General features: G+C 44.5%; 13 protein-coding genes. 8 read left to right on the top strand and 5 right to left on the bottom strand.

What is annotated here, in order from left to right; translation table 11 throughout:
• Positions 1-16: 16 nt before the first annotated feature.
• Complete coding sequence (locus tag ACFQ0C_RS26740) at positions 17-1,399, top strand: glycine--tRNA ligase (protein ID WP_258215160.1); 1,383 nt, start codon at positions 17-19, stop codon at positions 1,397-1,399.
• A 78-nt stretch (positions 1,400-1,477) separates the two neighbouring features.
• Here the strand turns inward: ACFQ0C_RS26740 and ACFQ0C_RS26745 are convergent, their stop codons facing one another.
• Positions 1,478-2,659 (bottom strand): acetoin utilization protein AcuC, encoded by a 1,182-nt coding sequence (locus tag ACFQ0C_RS26745; RefSeq protein WP_379371168.1) that lies wholly within the window; start codon positions 2,657-2,659, stop codon positions 1,478-1,480.
• Between the two features lie 514 nt (positions 2,660-3,173).
• Positions 3,174-3,809 carry a GNAT family N-acetyltransferase gene (locus ACFQ0C_RS26750; protein ID WP_379371171.1) on the bottom strand — a complete coding sequence of 212 codons (636 nt, stop codon included), beginning with the start codon at positions 3,807-3,809 and terminating at the stop codon, positions 3,174-3,176.
• 329 nt (positions 3,810-4,138) lie between these two features.
• Here ACFQ0C_RS26750 and acsA point away from each other — a divergent pair, with 329 nt between their 5' ends.
• Positions 4,139-5,863, top strand: a complete 1,725-nt coding sequence (acsA, locus tag ACFQ0C_RS26755) for an acetate--CoA ligase (RefSeq protein ID WP_379371173.1) — start codon at positions 4,139-4,141, stop codon at positions 5,861-5,863.
• A 106-nt stretch (positions 5,864-5,969) separates the two neighbouring features.
• On the opposite strand, the gene ACFQ0C_RS26760 is transcribed toward acsA, so the two are convergent.
• On the bottom strand, positions 5,970-9,134 hold the full coding sequence (locus ACFQ0C_RS26760) for a transglycosylase domain-containing protein (protein WP_379371175.1): 3,165 nt from the start codon (positions 9,132-9,134) through the stop codon (positions 5,970-5,972).
• Positions 9,135-9,649: 515 nt separating this feature from the next.
• Here ACFQ0C_RS26760 and tyrS point away from each other — a divergent pair.
• Entirely contained in the window at positions 9,650-10,909 is a 1,260-nt protein-coding gene (gene tyrS, locus ACFQ0C_RS26765) for a tyrosine--tRNA ligase (protein ID WP_258215165.1), read from the top strand.
• 358 nt (positions 10,910-11,267) lie between these two features.
• On the opposite strand, the gene rpsD is transcribed toward tyrS, so the two are convergent.
• Positions 11,268-11,867 carry a 30S ribosomal protein S4 gene (gene rpsD / locus ACFQ0C_RS26770; protein WP_258215166.1) on the bottom strand — a complete coding sequence of 200 codons (600 nt, stop codon included), beginning with the start codon at positions 11,865-11,867 and terminating at the stop codon, positions 11,268-11,270.
• A gap of 354 nt (positions 11,868-12,221) precedes the next feature.
• On the opposite strand from rpsD, the gene ACFQ0C_RS26775 reads away from it, so the two are divergent.
• The 4 genes from ACFQ0C_RS26775 to ACFQ0C_RS26790 all read left to right on the top strand — a co-directional run bounded on the left by ACFQ0C_RS26775 (position 12,222) and on the right by ACFQ0C_RS26790 (position 14,819).
• A complete protein-coding gene (locus ACFQ0C_RS26775) occupies positions 12,222-12,806 on the top strand; it encodes a TVP38/TMEM64 family protein (protein ID WP_379371178.1) in 585 nt (194 codons plus the stop codon).
• Between the two features lie 39 nt (positions 12,807-12,845).
• The gene (locus ACFQ0C_RS26780; protein ID WP_379371180.1) at positions 12,846-13,961 is read left to right on the top strand and encodes an aminopeptidase; all 1,116 of its coding nucleotides are present in this window, start codon (positions 12,846-12,848) and stop codon (positions 13,959-13,961) included.
• Positions 13,962-14,102: 141 nt separating this feature from the next.
• Positions 14,103-14,351 carry an HPr family phosphocarrier protein gene (locus tag ACFQ0C_RS26785; RefSeq protein ID WP_171653458.1) on the top strand — a complete coding sequence of 83 codons (249 nt, stop codon included), beginning with the start codon at positions 14,103-14,105 and terminating at the stop codon, positions 14,349-14,351.
• A 180-nt stretch (positions 14,352-14,531) separates the two neighbouring features.
• Positions 14,532-14,819, top strand: a complete 288-nt coding sequence (locus tag ACFQ0C_RS26790; RefSeq protein WP_379371183.1) for an Fpa/YlaN family protein — start codon at positions 14,532-14,534, stop codon at positions 14,817-14,819.
• A gap of 79 nt (positions 14,820-14,898) precedes the next feature.
• Here ACFQ0C_RS26790 and cax read toward each other — a convergent pair whose 3' ends face one another.
• Complete coding sequence (cax, locus tag ACFQ0C_RS26795; RefSeq protein ID WP_379371185.1) at positions 14,899-15,945, bottom strand: calcium/proton exchanger; 1,047 nt, start codon at positions 15,943-15,945, stop codon at positions 14,899-14,901.
• A 245-nt stretch (positions 15,946-16,190) separates the two neighbouring features.
• Here cax and ACFQ0C_RS26800 point away from each other — a divergent pair, with 245 nt between their 5' ends.
• On the top strand, positions 16,191-16,580 hold the full coding sequence (locus ACFQ0C_RS26800) for an Asp23/Gls24 family envelope stress response protein (protein WP_258215171.1): 390 nt from the start codon (positions 16,191-16,193) through the stop codon (positions 16,578-16,580).
• Positions 16,581-16,608 lie beyond the last annotated feature (28 nt).

The following is a 16,608-nucleotide window of genomic DNA, read 5'->3' on the forward strand; positions in this document are numbered from 1 at the left end:
AGGAGAGATTTACTTTATGACAGTAACAATGGATCAAGTAGTAGCGTTAGCCAAACACCGCGGATTTATATTCCCTGGCTCTGAAATATATGGCGGATTAGCCAATACATGGGACTATGGCCCTCTTGGCGTTGAATTGAAAAATAACGTTAAACGTGCATGGTGGAAAAAGTTTATCCAGCAGTCCCCTTATAATGTTGGATTGGATGCAGCTATTTTGATGAATCCTCAAGCTTGGGTAGCATCAGGCCATGTAGGTAATTTTAACGATCCAATGATCGATTGCAAAAAATGTAAGGCTCGCCACCGTGCCGATAAAATTATCGAAAATGCTCTGAATGACAAAGGGATCGAAATGGTTGTTGACGGATTGTCCTTCGATCAAATGATGGATTTAATTCGTGAGCATAATATTATTTGTCCTGATTGCGGAGCATTTGACTACACGGATATTCGCCAGTTCAACCTTATGTTCAAAACATTTCAAGGTGTAACCGAATCCAGCTCTAATGTGGTGTATATGCGTCCGGAAACAGCGCAAGGGATTTTCGTTAATTTCAAAAATGTGCAGCGGACTATGAGAAAAAAGCTGCCATTCGGTATTGGCCAAATCGGTAAAAGCTTTCGTAATGAAATAACGCCTGGTAACTTCACGTTCCGTACACGTGAGTTTGAGCAAATGGAGCTTGAGTTTTTCTGCAAGCCTGGAGAAGATATGCAGTGGTTTGAATACTGGAGAAGCTTCTGCTTCCAATGGCTGTTAAATCTGGGCCTGAAGGAAGGAAATATTCGTCTGCGCGATCATTCCGATGATGAACTGTCTCACTATAGCAATGCTACAACAGATGTGGAGTATAAATTTCCATTCGGTTGGGGCGAGCTATGGGGGATTGCAGATCGTACCGATTACGATTTGAAGCAGCATATGGAGCATTCCGGTGAAGATTTCAACTACATTGATCAAGATGCTAATGAGCGTTACGTTCCATATTGTATAGAACCATCGCTTGGTGCAGATCGTGTAACATTGGCATTCCTAATCGACGCTTATGAGGAGCAGCAGCTTGAGGGCGATGACAGCCGTACTGTACTTCGTTTTCATCCAGCTTTGGCACCGATCAAAGCAGCTGTCTTCCCATTGTCCAAGAAGCTGTCTGAAGGCGCACAGAAGGTTTTTGGAGATTTGTCAGCGCACTTTATGGTTGATTATGATGAAGCTGGTTCTATTGGTAAAAGGTATCGCCGCCATGATGAGATTGGTACGCCATTCTGTATCACTTATGATTTCGAGTCCGAACAGGATGGTCAAGTCACCGTGCGTGATCGTGATACAATGGAGCAGACACGGATGCCTATCAGTGAGTTGAAGGCATTTATTGAAGCGAAGATTCAGTTTTAAGGCTGAGCTTAGCAAATATGAAAAGAAGACCCGCAATGACTTCATTTGATTAAATGAGGTTGCTGCGGGTTTTTGTTTTTATGGTATATAGAGTAATGCCAGCTCCTTGGTATGACGGTTCTTGAGCGTAATTTCTTCTCGACGAGGCATAGGAGTCAGTGATCCTGCGCTGTCGAGCCACGTTGTCGGCAGCTCGATGGGGCTTTGGGGCTGCCACTTTGCCAGCCATGCTGGAGGCAGCCCTAGTGCCTGCTGTGGCTCGTTGAGATGAGCGACCAAGGGATGGTCGCTCATCTCGAGCCACAGCAGGCTCCAGGCGCGTGGTACAACGCGCCAGATGTCGTAGCCGCCGCCGCCCAGCGCGACCCAACGCCCGCCGCAGTATTGGCGGGCAAGCCGGTGGATCAGCCGCGGCATAGCACGGTAGATGTCCATGCTGCAATGGACATGGGACAAGGGATCGAAAGCATGGGCGTCGCAGCCATGCTGGGATACGATCAGGTCAGGCTTGAAATGCGCTGTGACCCGCTCCAGCACTTCCTCCAAGCATTCCAACCACGATTCATCCTCTGTGTAAGGCTCGATAGGGATGTTGATCGTTGTGCCAAAGGCGGTGCCTTCACCGCGTTCATTCACAGCTCCTGTGCCAGGGAAGAGATACTTCCCGGTTTCATGAATAGACACCGTACAGACGTCTGGCTCCGTATAGAAGCTCCATTGTACACCATCTCCATGATGCACATCGGTGTCAATATAGAGCACTTTTACGCCATAATGACTTTTTGCATGCTGAATGGCAACTGATGCATCATTATACACACAGAAACCGGCTCCCTTGTTCTGGAAAGCATGGTGAAGCCCGCCTCCCAGGTGCAGTGCATGGTTGGCTTGGCTGCTCATTACAGCGTCTACAGCTCGCACAGAGCCTCCAACGATCATAGAGGTGATGTCATGCATCCCTTGGAAGAAAGGGGTGTCTTCCGTGTCCAGTCCATACTTCCCTGCTTGACTTATCCATACCGGATCCGGAGCCTCTTTGCTGAGCTCCATCACGGCTTGGATATAGTCCGGACTGTGGACTGCGAGCAGTTGCTTCATGTCTACTGGATGAGGCGGGATTATACAGGAGGCAGGTAAGGCATCAAGCTTACGCAGCAGGTCTACAGTCAGCTTCAGCCTCAATTGATTAAAAGGGTGCTCATCATTGAAATGGTACCCTGTTTCAAACTCGTCATATATGAATAAAGCTTCATTTGCCACCGAATTTCAACTCCCGAAGGACAATCTTGGTAAAATAATATTCAAACAGCCGAACAAGAAATGTAAGCGTGTCCCGCAGGGACGAAAGCGCTCCTACAACAACGTACCTAAAGAACATCATTGCTATCTCCTACCCCAAACCTTTCGGGTGTCCAGAGGGCAGAAGGCCCTTGGGGCCCTCCCTTATAGGGAGGGTTTGGGAGGGTGATCAAGTGGCGTGTCCCACTGGGACGAAAGCGCTCCCACAACAAAGTCCATAAGGAACATCATCCCTATCTCCCACCCCAAAATTTTCGGATGTCCAGAGGGCAGAAGGCCCTTGGGGCCCTCCCTTATAGGGAGGGTTTGGGAGGGTGATCAAGTGGCGTGTCCCGGAGGGACGAAAGCGCTCCTACAACAACGTCCCTAGGGAACATCATCCGTATCTCCCACCCCAAAATTTTCGGGTGTCCAGAGGGCAGAAGGCCCTTGGGGCCCTCCCTTATAGGGAGGGTTTGGGAGGGTGCCGCCCCCCTTAGTACATAAACCGCTGTCTAAACCGAACTCTGTCGAATTGCTCAACCGAGCTGAGCGGAACATCCTTGCCAATCCGAACCATCAAGCAGTTGGCAGGATGAGAGCATATCTCCGGGTCATCTGTTGCAAACCAGACCATGTCGACGGATTTCATCAGCTTCTCCATCATCTGTCGATAGTCCCAAACATTCAGTCCGCTTTTCTCCAGATCCCAATGCCAATAATACTCAGTGGTAAAAGTAATGACATTCTCCAACTGTCCGTCCTCGAAAGCAAGCTGGATCATTCGTTTGCCCAAGCCGAGCCCACGATAATCATCGGCTACTTCAATGGCCCCTAATTCCACGAGATCCTTCATATTTCCTTCCGACCAGCGCTCCATTTCATCAGCATAATGAAAGGTCACATATCCGATAATTTCATTATCAAGCTTTGCTAAAATAATACGTCCCTCAGTAAGCTCGGCGATTTCTATAAGAGCCTCGAATTGTTCTTTGGGCCGTCGAAAAGCATCCAGATCGGAATGCATCTGATAATGGGCTAATTGTTCGGGAGGAACAGGTCCTTCTATAACAATAGATCGGGTACTTTGATAAGGTATAAGTTGGGAATGATACCGCTTGTAATGCTCCATAACCGTGCAACTCCCTTTTTACGCAATTCATGCAGCAAGCAAATGCCATCCAATTGAAAACAGACTTACTCATCTTGGTTTGTACTATATCAAAAAACGGCAGCTATGAAAAGCTTAGTAAAGAGGTTCTTAGTAGGCCAAACATTTTAAAGGATGAATTTCTTGGGAAGAGCAGTCTTATAAACTAAAGTGACAGTCATTTCAAGAAAAGAAATAGTCTGATAAAAAAGGATATGTTATAATATGCGGTGTATAAATCAATCATTTCCATATATCGATTGTAAGCGTTTCATTGATATGGATAACGATGAAATCAGGAGGCAAGCTGAATGGATCACACGAACGTTGAAAGCATTAAAGCAGTTTCCGCATCATCAAATATGACAAATTACGAGCAAGAGCGAGCAGGGTTTAGCTGGGAAGCGATTGAAAATCAATTCTCTTGGGCATCGACAGGTAAGGTGAATATGGCATATGAAGCAATTGATCGTCATGCTGATTCCGCTAAACGAGATAAAATTGCTCTTTACTACAGTGATGACAAGCGTGATGAAAAGTATACTTTTCATGAAATGAAGCTGCAATCCAACCGATTTGGTAATGTATTGCGTAAGCTGGGTATTACGAAGGGGCAGCGTGTATTTATATTCATGCCGAGAACACCTGAGCTGTACTTTGCCTTACTTGGTTCGATTAAAGTAGGAGCCGTGGTTGGACCCTTGTTTGAAGCTTTCATGGAAACAGCCGTAAGAGATCGACTTCAGGACAGTGCTGCAACGGCAATTATAACTACACCGGCTTTAGTATCTCGTATTCCTGTGGATGAACTACCTGAATTGAAGCATGTGATTGTAGTCGGACAGGACATTGAGCTGGCTCACGGACAGGTTGATTTTTATAAGGAAATGGAGCAAGCCTCTGAAGAGTTGGATATAGAGTGGGTGGATCGTGAGGATGGCTTGTTGATTCACTATACGTCGGGCTCAACGGGTAAACCTAAAGGTGTATTCCATGTACATAATGCTATGATCCAGCATTATTATACTGGACGCGTTGTACTTGATTTGCAGGAGAATGACGTTTATTGGTGTACCGCTGACCCAGGATGGGTTACTGGAACCTCTTATGGTATTTTTGCGCCTTGGTTGAACGGGGTAACGAATGTAATCCGGGGAGGACGCTTTAGCCCGCAGGATTGGTACCGTACATTGGAGAAATATGGGGTTACTGTATGGTACAGTGCTCCAACAGCTTTCCGTATGCTGATGGGAGCGGGGGATGATGTAGTTAAGCAATTTAATTTGTCCTCGCTTCGTCATGTGCTAAGTGTAGGAGAGCCGCTTAATCCTGAGGTTGTTCGTTGGGGCTTAAAAGTATACAATCATCGTATTCACGACACATGGTGGATGACGGAGACCGGCGGGCAGTTGATTTGTAACTATCCATGTATGGACATTCGACCAGGCTCAATGGGCAAACCACTGCCAGGAGTTGAAGCGGCCATTCTTGATGATGCCGGCAATATTCTGCCTCCATTCCGTATGGGTAACCTTGCTATTAAAGCTCCGTGGCCTTCCATGATGCGCAAGATATGGAATAACCCCGCTAAATATGAGGAGTATTTCCGCATATCCGGTTGGTACATTTCCGGTGACTCCGCTTATTGCGATGAAGATGGTTATTTCTGGTTCCAGGGAAGAATCGACGACGTAATCAACACAGCGGGTGAAAGAGTAGGGCCGTTCGAGGTAGAAAGCAAGCTTGTCGAGCATCCAGCTGTTGCTGAAGCGGGTGTAATTGGCAAACCAGACCCGATGCGCGGTGAGATCATCAAGGCGTTTATCGCTCTGCGTGAAGGCTATACTCCATCTGATGAATTGAAGGCGGAAATATCCAAGTTTGTGAAAGAAGGCTTGTCTGCACATGCGGCACCTCGTGAAATCGAATTCAAAGATAAGCTGCCAAAAACACGCAGCGGTAAAATTATGCGCCGCGTTCTAAAAGCATGGGAATTAAATCTACCTACGGGTGACTTGTCTACGATAGAGGATTAATCCGCTTAGATAAAAATAAAGCATACTCTACAAAGCAACACCCTGTATCTGCTGCACTCTCAAGCAAGAGTAGCAGATACAGGGTGTTATTTTTGTTTGAGCAATATTATTTTTTGAAGAAAACGGTGGTTGAAGTTTTGGATTCACCAGCATCGTTAACTGCTGTTATTTTGTAATAGCCCTCATATACAGCAGCATAATAACGGAATTCGGTACCGTTGTTTGCAGTACCTAATTTAGTGAAGCTGCCCGTTTCTTTCTCATTGTAGTACACGACGTACTGCTTAACGGATTCCTTATCAGCGTTTGCATTCCAGCTCAATAGAATGCCTGCGCCAATACTTTTAATCGTTAACCCGACCGGGGCTTGTGGAGGATCTTTTACCGGTGTTGTCGGGGTACCGGTTCCTGGTTTTGCAGTTCCATTACTATTACTGCCCGGAGTGCCAGTGCCGCCTGTACCGGTATTTCCAGTCGATCCAGTATTACCTGGGTTAATCAAGCCATTCTCATCCGGTGTAAGGTTTAAGATTTCAATATTCGTTCCATCTGTGAAAGAAGCTCTACTCGGCGCGGATTCCTTACCTGCTACATCAACGGCCGTTACATAATAACCTAGTACACTACTGCCTGGAGCTTGATCGGTAAATTTGGTTTCTGCTCCTGCTTCGACAATTTTACCACTAACTACCTTAAAGCCACTACGATTTACAGAACGATAAAGCCTGTAACCTACAGTATCCGCATTGCTGTTTGCTTGAAATGTAATTACGCTTGTGTCGCCTGAATGCGTGGCAACAACGGTTGTAGGAGCGTCCGGTGCTTTGCCGTCATCGACCCGTGGATCTGTTTCAGATGGTGCATCCTGATCGTAATCAGTAGGAAGGTAACGATCAAGCGGGCGACGCCGGTCTTCAGGCACCTTGTTCATAATCGCAGACAATTCGCTCAGCAGCGAGTTAATTGATTTTTCACGTTTTATGACGGTTTTTTCTTTAACAAAATCTGCGGGTGTAGTTGATTGTGCGATGTAATGAATTCCATTGTATGGAATGATAGATAATTTGACAAACACATTATCTTCTTCAGTTGGGATAAAGCTCTTATTGAAAATATCAGTCGTCAGATTGCCTGATTTGGTTGTTTCTTCACTTGGGAGCTTGCCTGAATATCCGGATACGGTCATTTCCACAATACCGTCAGGCCGCTTGAACGTTTTCGTTGGAAAGTAATCCGGTTTTTTGTCAATGGCTGCGTCCATAGCGAGAGCCCAAATATTTTTGGCGCGATTAGTCCCACCAGTAGCTTTGCTCAACTTATGAACAGGGGAATCATAACCAGCCCAAACACCTAATGTAATATCGGGCGTATAACCCATATACCAAGCATCGGCATCGTCCTGTGTCGAACCGGTTTTACCGACTATCGGGACTTTTCCGTAATGTTTAAATTTACTCATTAAGTCAGTTGCTGTACCAGCAGTGACTACTGTCCGCATCATATCGGTCATGATATAGGCCGTTTGCTCCGAAAATACGGTGGTTGGCTTCAATTCATGCTTATAAATAACTTTGCCGTTGGAATCGGTAATTTTGCTGATCATAAATGGTTCGTTAAGGACACCTTTGTTACCAATAGATGAGTAGGCGCTAGTGAATTCTTTTACGGAAACGCCGTACTTCAAGCCCCCGATAACGCCGGTTTGAGCGTGATAATCATCCTTGGTTATAGATGTAATTCCTAGCTTTTTGGCAAAATTCCATGCTTGCTCAATACCGACAACGTCAGTAAACAGCTTGATGGCCGGAATATTATACGATTGATTCAAAGCTCTTCTTGCAGTTACCAGACCATGAAATTGATTGTCCCAGTTCTCGGGGATATGATAGCCCCTGGTGCCATCCTTGAGGATGACGGGTACATCGTCAATAATCGAAGCAGGTTGAATAGCGCCTTTCTCGATGGCTGGAATGTAAGCGGCGATTGGCTTCATAGTTGAGCCAGGTTGGCGATATGCCTGTGTGGCATGATTCAACTGCTCTATAAAAAAGTCTCTTCCCTCGATCATCCCGAGAATGGAGCCGGTTTTACTGTCGATCATGACCGCGGCGATTTGCTCCACACCTTTAGTTGGATCATCCGGTGTAAAATTTTTCGGATTTTCTGCGATTTCATGCATCGATTCATAAATATCTTTATCAATGGTTGTATAAATCTGATAGCCCCCGCGGCTTAATTGAGCTTGGGCATTTTTCAAAGCTTCTGTGTAGGCATCAGGATTAGAGGCTGCAGTAAGCTTGGGATTTTGTGCTTGAAGCAAAGCTTTGGCCGCTTCCTTTTCGACCTCAATCATTAGATAAGGATAGGTTGAGTAGGCTTTTTTGACCGGCTCGGCAAGCGATCCCTTAAGATCAAAGCTGAGCGCCTCCTGATATTGCTGCTGGTTAATTTTGTCTTCCTCCAGCATCCTTCTTAGCACCAGCTGCTGCCTTGCAACCGCACGCTTAAACGCTGCGCCGTCAAACTGGCCTTTGCTTGAGAAGGTAGAATAGTTGCTTGGCTGCTGAGGCAATCCCGCCAAATAAGCAGCTTGCGCGATATTAATATCCTTTAGATCGCTAATGTTAAAAACACCTTTGGCTGCTGCTTTAATTCCGTATAGATTGTAACCTGAGGAGCCGTTACCATATGGAATTTTGTTCAAATAAGCAAGCAGAATTTCATCTTTGGACATAAGACGTTCCATACGCATTGCAAGAAAAATCTCTTTGGCTTTCCGGCTGTCTTCACGATCCAAGGTTAAGAAAACTCGCCGAGCCAGCTGCTGGGTAATGGTACTTCCACCGGTTTGAATGTCCTGGTTCATTAATTTTTGGACTACAGCGCGTGCCAGACCTTTAAAGTCGATCCCATTATGCTCATAGAAATGGTTATCCTCAATGGCAAAAACTGCATCAAGCACCTGCTGAGGAATATCCTCAAGTTTAGCTAACCGCCTGTCTTCTTCCGATCGAATCTGACCAAGAATGGATTCATCATTAAAATAGACAAACCCGGTAATCGCATTTTCCTGTACTTGAGCTGTCATAGACTCTTTGCTGCGGATGGGATCATCCTTAACAAGCGCGGATACATAACCGAATACGGCCCCGGCTCCTAAGAAACCAATAATAACACCGGCAATCATCATCCATTTCAACGTTATTAATGTATATTTCATAATAGTCCAAACGACAGCAAGCTTTTTGTTTTTTTGTGGTTCTTTCTGCATACCGATAAAAGTTCCTCCCGATTATAAAAAACATACGTAGATTATTATACCATATGGGGAAAGCTCTGGACACTATTCTGGATGTTAGATTACTCACATTAAGGTTTGACACGAGTCTTGTCATATGATATAAATCTTGTAATCACATATCACAATGCAATGATGGACTTGGTGTTCGGGCTATTGATTAGTCTGGCATCTCAGTAGAATAGGGAATCAAGCTTACAGAGAGCCGGTGGATGCTGCAAACCGGTACTTGGCCTTAATTCGAAATACCGTCCGGAGCAGGGGAAGGGAACGTCTGGAACAACTCATTATTGATGTTGCTTCTGTCAGTAGCTTCCTGCCGGGTTCAGCCCGTTATCATAATGAAGTGAAAGTATCGAGAACCGCTTCTTTGTAGAATGCGATTTCTGCAGATACTTTAATTAGGGTGGTACCGCGAGCAATAGCCTTCTCGTCCCTTTGTGGATGATAAGGCTTTTTTTGTATTTTATAAGAAAGGGAGAGAAACCATGGATATTTTACAGGAATTACAGTACAGAGGGTTAATTCATCAACTGACGGACGAAGAAGGCTTGGCTAAAAAATTAAGCGAGGAGCCGGTTGTTCTGTATGCAGGCTTCGATCCGACTGCGGATAGTCTTCATATTGGTCACTTGCTGCCGATTTTATGCTTGAAACGATTCCAGATGGCCGGTCATTTGCCTGTGGCTTTAGTAGGAGGAGGTACCGGATTAATTGGAGATCCAAGCGGCAGGTCGACAGAACGTTCTCTTAACACGGAGGATGTAGTAGAGCAATGGACCGATAAGCTTAGAGGCCAGCTGTCGCAATTTCTGGATTTTGAATCTACAGTGAATCCTGCCCGCATGGCTAACAATTATAACTGGCTAGGGGAACTGAACGTAATTACTTTCCTAAGGGATATCGGTAAAAACTTCTCAGTCAACTATATGCTGGCCAAAGATAGTGTGGACTCACGTTTAAGCAATGGGATATCGTTTACCGAGTTTAGCTATATGATACTGCAGGCTTATGATTTCTTCCGGATGAATAGCGACATTAACTGTTCTCTGCAAGTTGGCGGAAGCGATCAATGGGGTAATATTACCGCGGGATTGGAGCTGATTGGCAAATCTACAGGCAACAAAGCCTTTGGGTTAACCATGCCGCTTGTAACGAAAAGTGATGGATCCAAGTTCGGTAAAACCGCAGGAGGCGCTGTATGGCTGGATGCGGAGAAAACATCTCCATACCAGTTCTACCAGTTCTGGATTAACACTGACGACAATGATGTAGTAAAATTTTTGAAATACTTTACTTTCTTAACCCGTGAGCAAATTGCTGAGCTGGAGGAGCAAGTGAAGCAGAGCCCGGAAAAACGGGAAGCACAGCGTGTGCTGGCGCGTGTAATGACTGAGCTGGTTCATGGTGAGGATGCTGCACTTAGTGCGATTAAAATATCCGAGGTATTGTTTAGCGGTAATGTAGAGACATTGTCAGGGCGAGAAATCGAAGAGGCATTTAAGGATGTGCCTTCCACCGAGCTTTCCGGCGATGAGGAGATTGCTCTTGTTGACCTGTTGATCGCTGTCCAGGCAGCGCCATCCAAACGTCAAGCCAGGCAGGATATCGATAGCGGAGCCGTTTCCTTGAATGGAGTTAAAGTTAGCGATGTGGAAAAAGTATTGCAGTCCAGCGACCGCATGGAAGGCAAATATATCGTTATCCGTAGAGGAAAGCGCAACTACTATCTTGCCAAATTTGTTTAAGATGGAATAAGAGTATAGCAAATAAAAGCCTTGGCTGCAATTGCAACCAAGGCTTTTTAAATAAGTCGTAAGGTTAGTATCCTTTATAAAGATGAGGAGGTAATGAATATGAAGAAATGGGGAGAGCTTACGCGTTGATCTAAGCTACATTGCTCAAACACAAAAAAAACTTGGCGGGCTCAGCCTGCCAAGTTTTTTTATTGCATTCATCAAAGTAACTCGCCGTAGTAAAGTTAAGCGTGTCCTTAAGGACGAAAGCGTGTAAGAACCCCAACCTTCCTCCTTGCCACGAGCGGGTGTCCAGAGGGCAGAGCCTTTGGGGCCCTCCCGGCGGGGAGGAATTGGGTGGGTGCTAAGATTAACGGCTGTAGAACTCGACGATTTGCTTCTCGTCAATTTCTTGTGGAAGCTCGGAGCGCTCAGGAAGACGAGTAAACTTACCTTCCAAAGCAGCATCGTTGAATTCAATGTAAGCTGGCAAGTAGTTGCGGTTTGCCAAAGCTTCTTTAATAGTGGAAAGGTTACGGCTTCTTTCGCGAAGACTGATAACATCGCCAGTGCTTACCAAGTAAGAAGCGATATCCACTTTTTTACCGTTAACTGTTACGTGTCCGTGAGAAACCAATTGACGCGCGCCTGCACGGGAGTTGGATAGACCCATACGGTAAACGAGGTTGTCCAAACGGCTTTCCAACAAGATCATGAAGTTTTCACCGGCAATACCTTGTTGTTTGTTAGCTTTGTCAAACAGGTTGCGGAATTGCTTTTCGTTCATTCCATACATATGACGAAGCTTTTGCTTTTCTTGCAATTGAATACCGTAACCGCTCATTTTTTTGCGTTGACCTGGGCCGTGTTGACCTGGAGGAAATGCGCGTTTCAAATCTTTTCCGTTACCGCTTAAGGAAATACCCAGACGACGGCTCAATTTAAATTTAGGACCTGTGTAGCGTGACATGTATAATGAGCTCCTTTTTTTCCACAATAATGGGATTAGTTTGGTTTTGGTTAATACCTCGGGTGAAGCATGTGCCCGATTTTGTTTAAAGCCATCAGTGCTTGTAACACTTCGGCATCTGTCAGGAATCTCAGCCGCTGTCCTGCCAGCAACAAACTCAGTGAGGGTGACACAAAGCTTCCACCATAAGCATTTTTCCTGTTCAGGAGAATGCTTATTCTCGACTTCTAATTTTATAAGACTATACCTGCCTATGTCAAGTGCATCTGCTGCTTTTATGATAGAAAATGGTCACTATTATGAAATAGATGCAAGAAAGTGTTACAATAACAGGGTAGAAGGGAAGTGTTATCTGTGGCCAACTTGAATGTCCAGCATTTATCTGACGTCTTAAATTCATGGGGGCTGTGGGGACGTCTTGCTGGGGCAATGCTAATCTTCGTACAAACTGTGCTGCCGTTTATACCATTTGTGGTCATCGCAGGGGCCAATGTGCTGATTTTCGGGTTTTGGCTAGGCTTTCTTGTCAATTACGCAGCGTCCGTTCTAGGAGCTATCGTTTTTTTTTGGATAGCACGTCATTATGCCAAAGACTGGGTGGAAACAAAGCTGGAGAAGTATGCTTACCTGAATAAAATTAACGATAAGCTCGAGAATCATGGTTTTTTGTACATAACGATCGGGCGCATTATTCCGGTGCTTCCTTCATTCGGAATAAACCTGGCGGCTGCAGTGATGAAAGTAAGGACGCGCGATTTTGTAATGGGGACGATAGTAGGTAAAGTGCCAATTATATTATTGGAATCATTAATTGGGCATGATCTGTTGTACTTTCATCAATATAAAGGGAGATTTCTTGTTCTTTCGGCTTTGTTTATCGGACTGATTTTAGTCGGTAATGTATATAAGAACAAATGGTTTGGCAGTAATAAATCTTAGCCCTTTAAATAAAACCATATAAAAAAGGAGAATGCAGCTATGCGAGATCCGCGGTTACAAACTTTAGCAAAAAATATTATTGGTTACTCATTGGATGTTCAGCCCGGTGAGAAGGTATTAGTCGAGATGATTGGCTCCGAAAGGGAGTTTGTTGTATGTCTTGTTGAAGAAATATACGCAAGAGGCGGCCAGCCTTATATAGAACTAACGGATCCTTCTGTGCGAAGCGCTATGCTGCAATCAGCCACTAAAGAACAAATTGAGCATTGGGCTGAGATGGATTTGAAGCGGATGAAGGATATGAGCTGTTATATCGGGGTTCGTGCGGGTGAGAATGTAAGCGAGATGTCCGATGTGCCGGAAGCTCAGATGAAGCTGTATGATATGTATTATCGCAAGCCAGTCCATATGGAGCAGCGGGTTAAAAAGACGCGTTGGGTAGTTATGCGTTATCCGAACGCATCAATGGCCCAATTGGCTAATATGAGTACAACGAAGTTTGAGGATTTCTATTTTAGCGTATGCAACCTGGACTATGCCAAGATGTCACTGGCGATGGATCCCTTGCAGGCGTTGATGAACCGAACAGATCGGGTTCGCATCATTTCCCCGGGTACGGACATCAGCTTTTCAATTAAGGACATCGGTTCGGTTAAGTGCTGTGGTCGACGCAACATTCCGGACGGCGAGGTTTATACAGCTCCAATCCGTGACTCCATTAATGGTACTATTACTTACAATACGCCATCGGTTCATTCAGGGGTTACTTTTGAAAATATTAGCTTCCGATTTGAAAATGGTAAAATTGTTGAGGCGACAAGCAGCGATACTCGGAGAATTAATGAAGTGTTGGATACGGATGACGGCGCTCGTCATATTGGAGAGTTCAGTATCGGATTCAATCCGCATATCTTAACGCCAATGAAGGATACTTTATTTGATGAAAAAATTGATGGAAGCCTGCATTTTACACCTGGGCAAGCCTATGAGCAGGCGGATAACGGCAATCGGTCCGCAATCCATTGGGATCTTGTGTTGATTCAAAGGCCGGAATACGGCGGCGGAGAGATTTATTTCGATGACGTTTTGATCCGTAAGGATGGCCGATTTGTTATACCTGAGCTTGAAGGACTGAATCCGGAGCATTTAAAATAATTTATTGCTTGTAGAAGCAGGGCATTATAGATAGGGCCCTTACAAAAAGTTGTTGCGTGTTATACTTTTCCAATGTAAAATCATAAAAAGAAAGCGATTTACTTAATTAAGCAAGTAATGATACGCATGGAGGGATTCAATATGTCAAGTGCCAATAATGCAGCTATAGTAGAAATTTCCCAAACCGCTAACAAATTCAGATCTTCCATTGTTTTACAGTATGACAATAAGTACATTGACGTAAAAAGTATTCTTGGCTTGTTCACTACACTTGTGACCAGCAGCAATTACGACCTCCATGTTCATGGTCCGGATGCAGAAGAAGCGAAAAAAGCTATGGCAGAAGTATTTGCCAAACATAATCTTCACATTAACAGTATTCTTGACTAACTGAATGGGATCCAAGGAAGGCATTTTCACTCTGATGGGTGGAAATGCTTTTTAATATATTTATGAACAATTGCAGACGCTCGTCAAACATTAGGCAAATCAATGGTCAACTCTCTTGTGTATTAAGACAATATCGACTAATATTAAGCTATGAACTTGCATGTACAAGGGGGAAGCTTGATGTCATCATCCGATTTGTTGCTTAGCTTATCACAAAAAGCACTTCATCTTCTTCAAGAGGATGCAGATAAAATTGAGAAACTCATCGAAGTGCAGATGGAAAATTTGACGACACGCAAATGCCCACTGTATGAAGAGGTGTTAGATACGCAAATGTACGGGCTATCCAGAGAGATTGATTTCGCTATTCGTGCTGAGCTTATTAACGAGACTGCAGGGAAGCATATTATGGTGAAGCTGGAAAGAAATTTAGCGGAACTGTACGAAGCATTGAACACTAAAGAGTAGCCCATCAGTGATGGACTACTCTTTTTTACTTACTCTGATGTTAAGCCGCCTCGATATTAAAGCTATGTATGGATTAAGGTTAAACAAGATAGAAGGCAATGCCCAGAATACAATAGACAACTAGAAGCAGAACGCCTTCATACCAGTTGGTTGAGCCATCCTGGGAGATGGATTTGGCAATGATCGCCGCAACTCCGATGGCTACGAGCTCGAAGGTAGTGAATACAATATCCATTGTTTTTCCGAAGAACAGGGATATGATAATAAGTACAGGAGCCACGAAAAGCGCAATCTGCAAGGAGCTTCCAACGGCGATTTCTACAGCTGCGCCAATCTTGTTTTTACGAGCCAGCATGATAGCTGCACTGTGTTCAGCGGCGTTACCTACTATAGCGATCAGGAAAGCTCCGACAAATAGCTCTGACAGCCCGAATTGATGTGAGAATACCTCAAGTGTACTGACCAACCATTCGCTCTCCACAGCTACCATTGCCGTTGCTACGAATAGAAATAATATCGACTTTCCTTTGGACCATTGCGGTTCACCGTGTTCGATAGCCTCATCGCTTAATTCATTTTTATGTGTAACCATTGAAAAGAACAGCCACAGAAGGTAGGCAATAATCAGGATAACCGCTACCAGGATGCTTAAATTCATAGTTTCTGAAGTCGTTAAGCTTTTGGCAAAGGCTGCGGGAATGAACAGGGCAATAACAGCCAACAGCATTAGTGAGCCATTATGACTGGCCAGCTTCACATTAAAGTGCTGCTCCTTAAATTTTAACCCCCCGACTAATAAGCTAAGCCCAAGAACTAATAATAGATTTCCGATAATGGAACCGGTGATACTTGCTTTTACAATGTCGAATAAGCTGTCTTTTACTAAAAAGATCGCAATAATAAGCTCTGCAGCATTACCGAAGGTAGCGTTGAGAAATCCTCCCAAACGTTGTCCTGCGTAGTGAGCTACACTTTCTGTAGCCTTACCCAAAAAGCCTGCTACAAAAATAATGGCCACACATGAGATAACGAATTGAACCGTAGCTGAGAACAGTCCCGAATAATGAGCAAACGCGCTTAACACAAAGCTGGCAATTAAGCCAATTGTAAATAAATGGCGTTTCAAAATAGTCACCTCTTTTGGTAAAGTATGCCTTATTCAACAAAATCTATTCTACTATACCCATATTTACTTATGATGTAAACATGAATCCTAGTGATATATATTAATGGACACCGTTATATTCTTATTCCTCATAGTTAATGATATCATGTAGAGTTTTGCAGATTAGGATGAAACCTGTCGCATAAGTTGCTTTCCACTTGGGAAGTCATTACAATATAGGTATAACCCACCGAGGAGTGATCCGTATGTCCGAAGAAATTCAAACAGGTCTTATTCGCATATCAGATGATGTCGTTTCGACAATCGCAGGCTTAGCTGCGCTGGAAACTCCTGGGATTGCCGCAATGTCCGGAGGTATTTCCGAAGGGTTAGCTAAACGTCTGAGTGGTAAAAATGTGCAAAAAGGGGTTTCAGTCGAAGTGGGGCAGTTGGAAGCCGCCATTGATTTGCGTATAATTGTTAACTATGGATCAAAAATTCAAGAAGTATGCCGCGACCTGCAGCAAAATGTTCGTGAGGCTGTAGAAAACATGACAGGCTTATCTGTGGTAGAAGTCAATGTTAAAGTGGAAGGGGTCGCATTCCGCGAAGAGGAGAAAGAAATTCATTTGGACGAGGCGCACCGAGTGAAATAAGGCCGCAAGCAATTTACATAGTATGAAA

Source organism: Paenibacillus sp. GCM10027630, assembly GCF_042676305.1.
In the GTDB taxonomy this organism is placed as follows: domain Bacteria; phylum Bacillota; class Bacilli; order Paenibacillales; family NBRC-103111; genus Paenibacillus_S.

Bases quoted from the DNA above. Each gene is read 5' to 3' on its own strand.
- ACFQ0C_RS26740 (WP_258215160.1), top strand. From the start codon at position 17: ATGACAGTAACAATGGATCAAGTAGTAGCGTTAGCCAAACACCGCGGA.
- ACFQ0C_RS26750 (WP_379371171.1), bottom strand. From the start codon at position 3,809: ATGGAGCATTACAAGCGGTATCATTCCCAACTTATACCTTATCAAAGT.
- acsA (WP_379371173.1), top strand. From the start codon at position 4,139: ATGGATCACACGAACGTTGAAAGCATTAAAGCAGTTTCCGCATCATCA.
- ACFQ0C_RS26760 (WP_379371175.1), bottom strand. From the start codon at position 9,134: ATGCAGAAAGAACCACAAAAAAACAAAAAGCTTGCTGTCGTTTGGACT.
- tyrS (WP_258215165.1), top strand. From the start codon at position 9,650: ATGGATATTTTACAGGAATTACAGTACAGAGGGTTAATTCATCAACTG.
- rpsD (WP_258215166.1), bottom strand. From the start codon at position 11,867: ATGTCACGCTACACAGGTCCTAAATTTAAATTGAGCCGTCGTCTGGGT.
- ACFQ0C_RS26780 (WP_379371180.1), top strand. From the start codon at position 12,846: ATGCGAGATCCGCGGTTACAAACTTTAGCAAAAAATATTATTGGTTAC.
- ACFQ0C_RS26785 (WP_171653458.1), top strand. From the start codon at position 14,103: ATGTCAAGTGCCAATAATGCAGCTATAGTAGAAATTTCCCAAACCGCT.
- ACFQ0C_RS26790 (WP_379371183.1), top strand. From the start codon at position 14,532: ATGTCATCATCCGATTTGTTGCTTAGCTTATCACAAAAAGCACTTCAT.
- ACFQ0C_RS26800 (WP_258215171.1), top strand. From the start codon at position 16,191: ATGTCCGAAGAAATTCAAACAGGTCTTATTCGCATATCAGATGATGTC.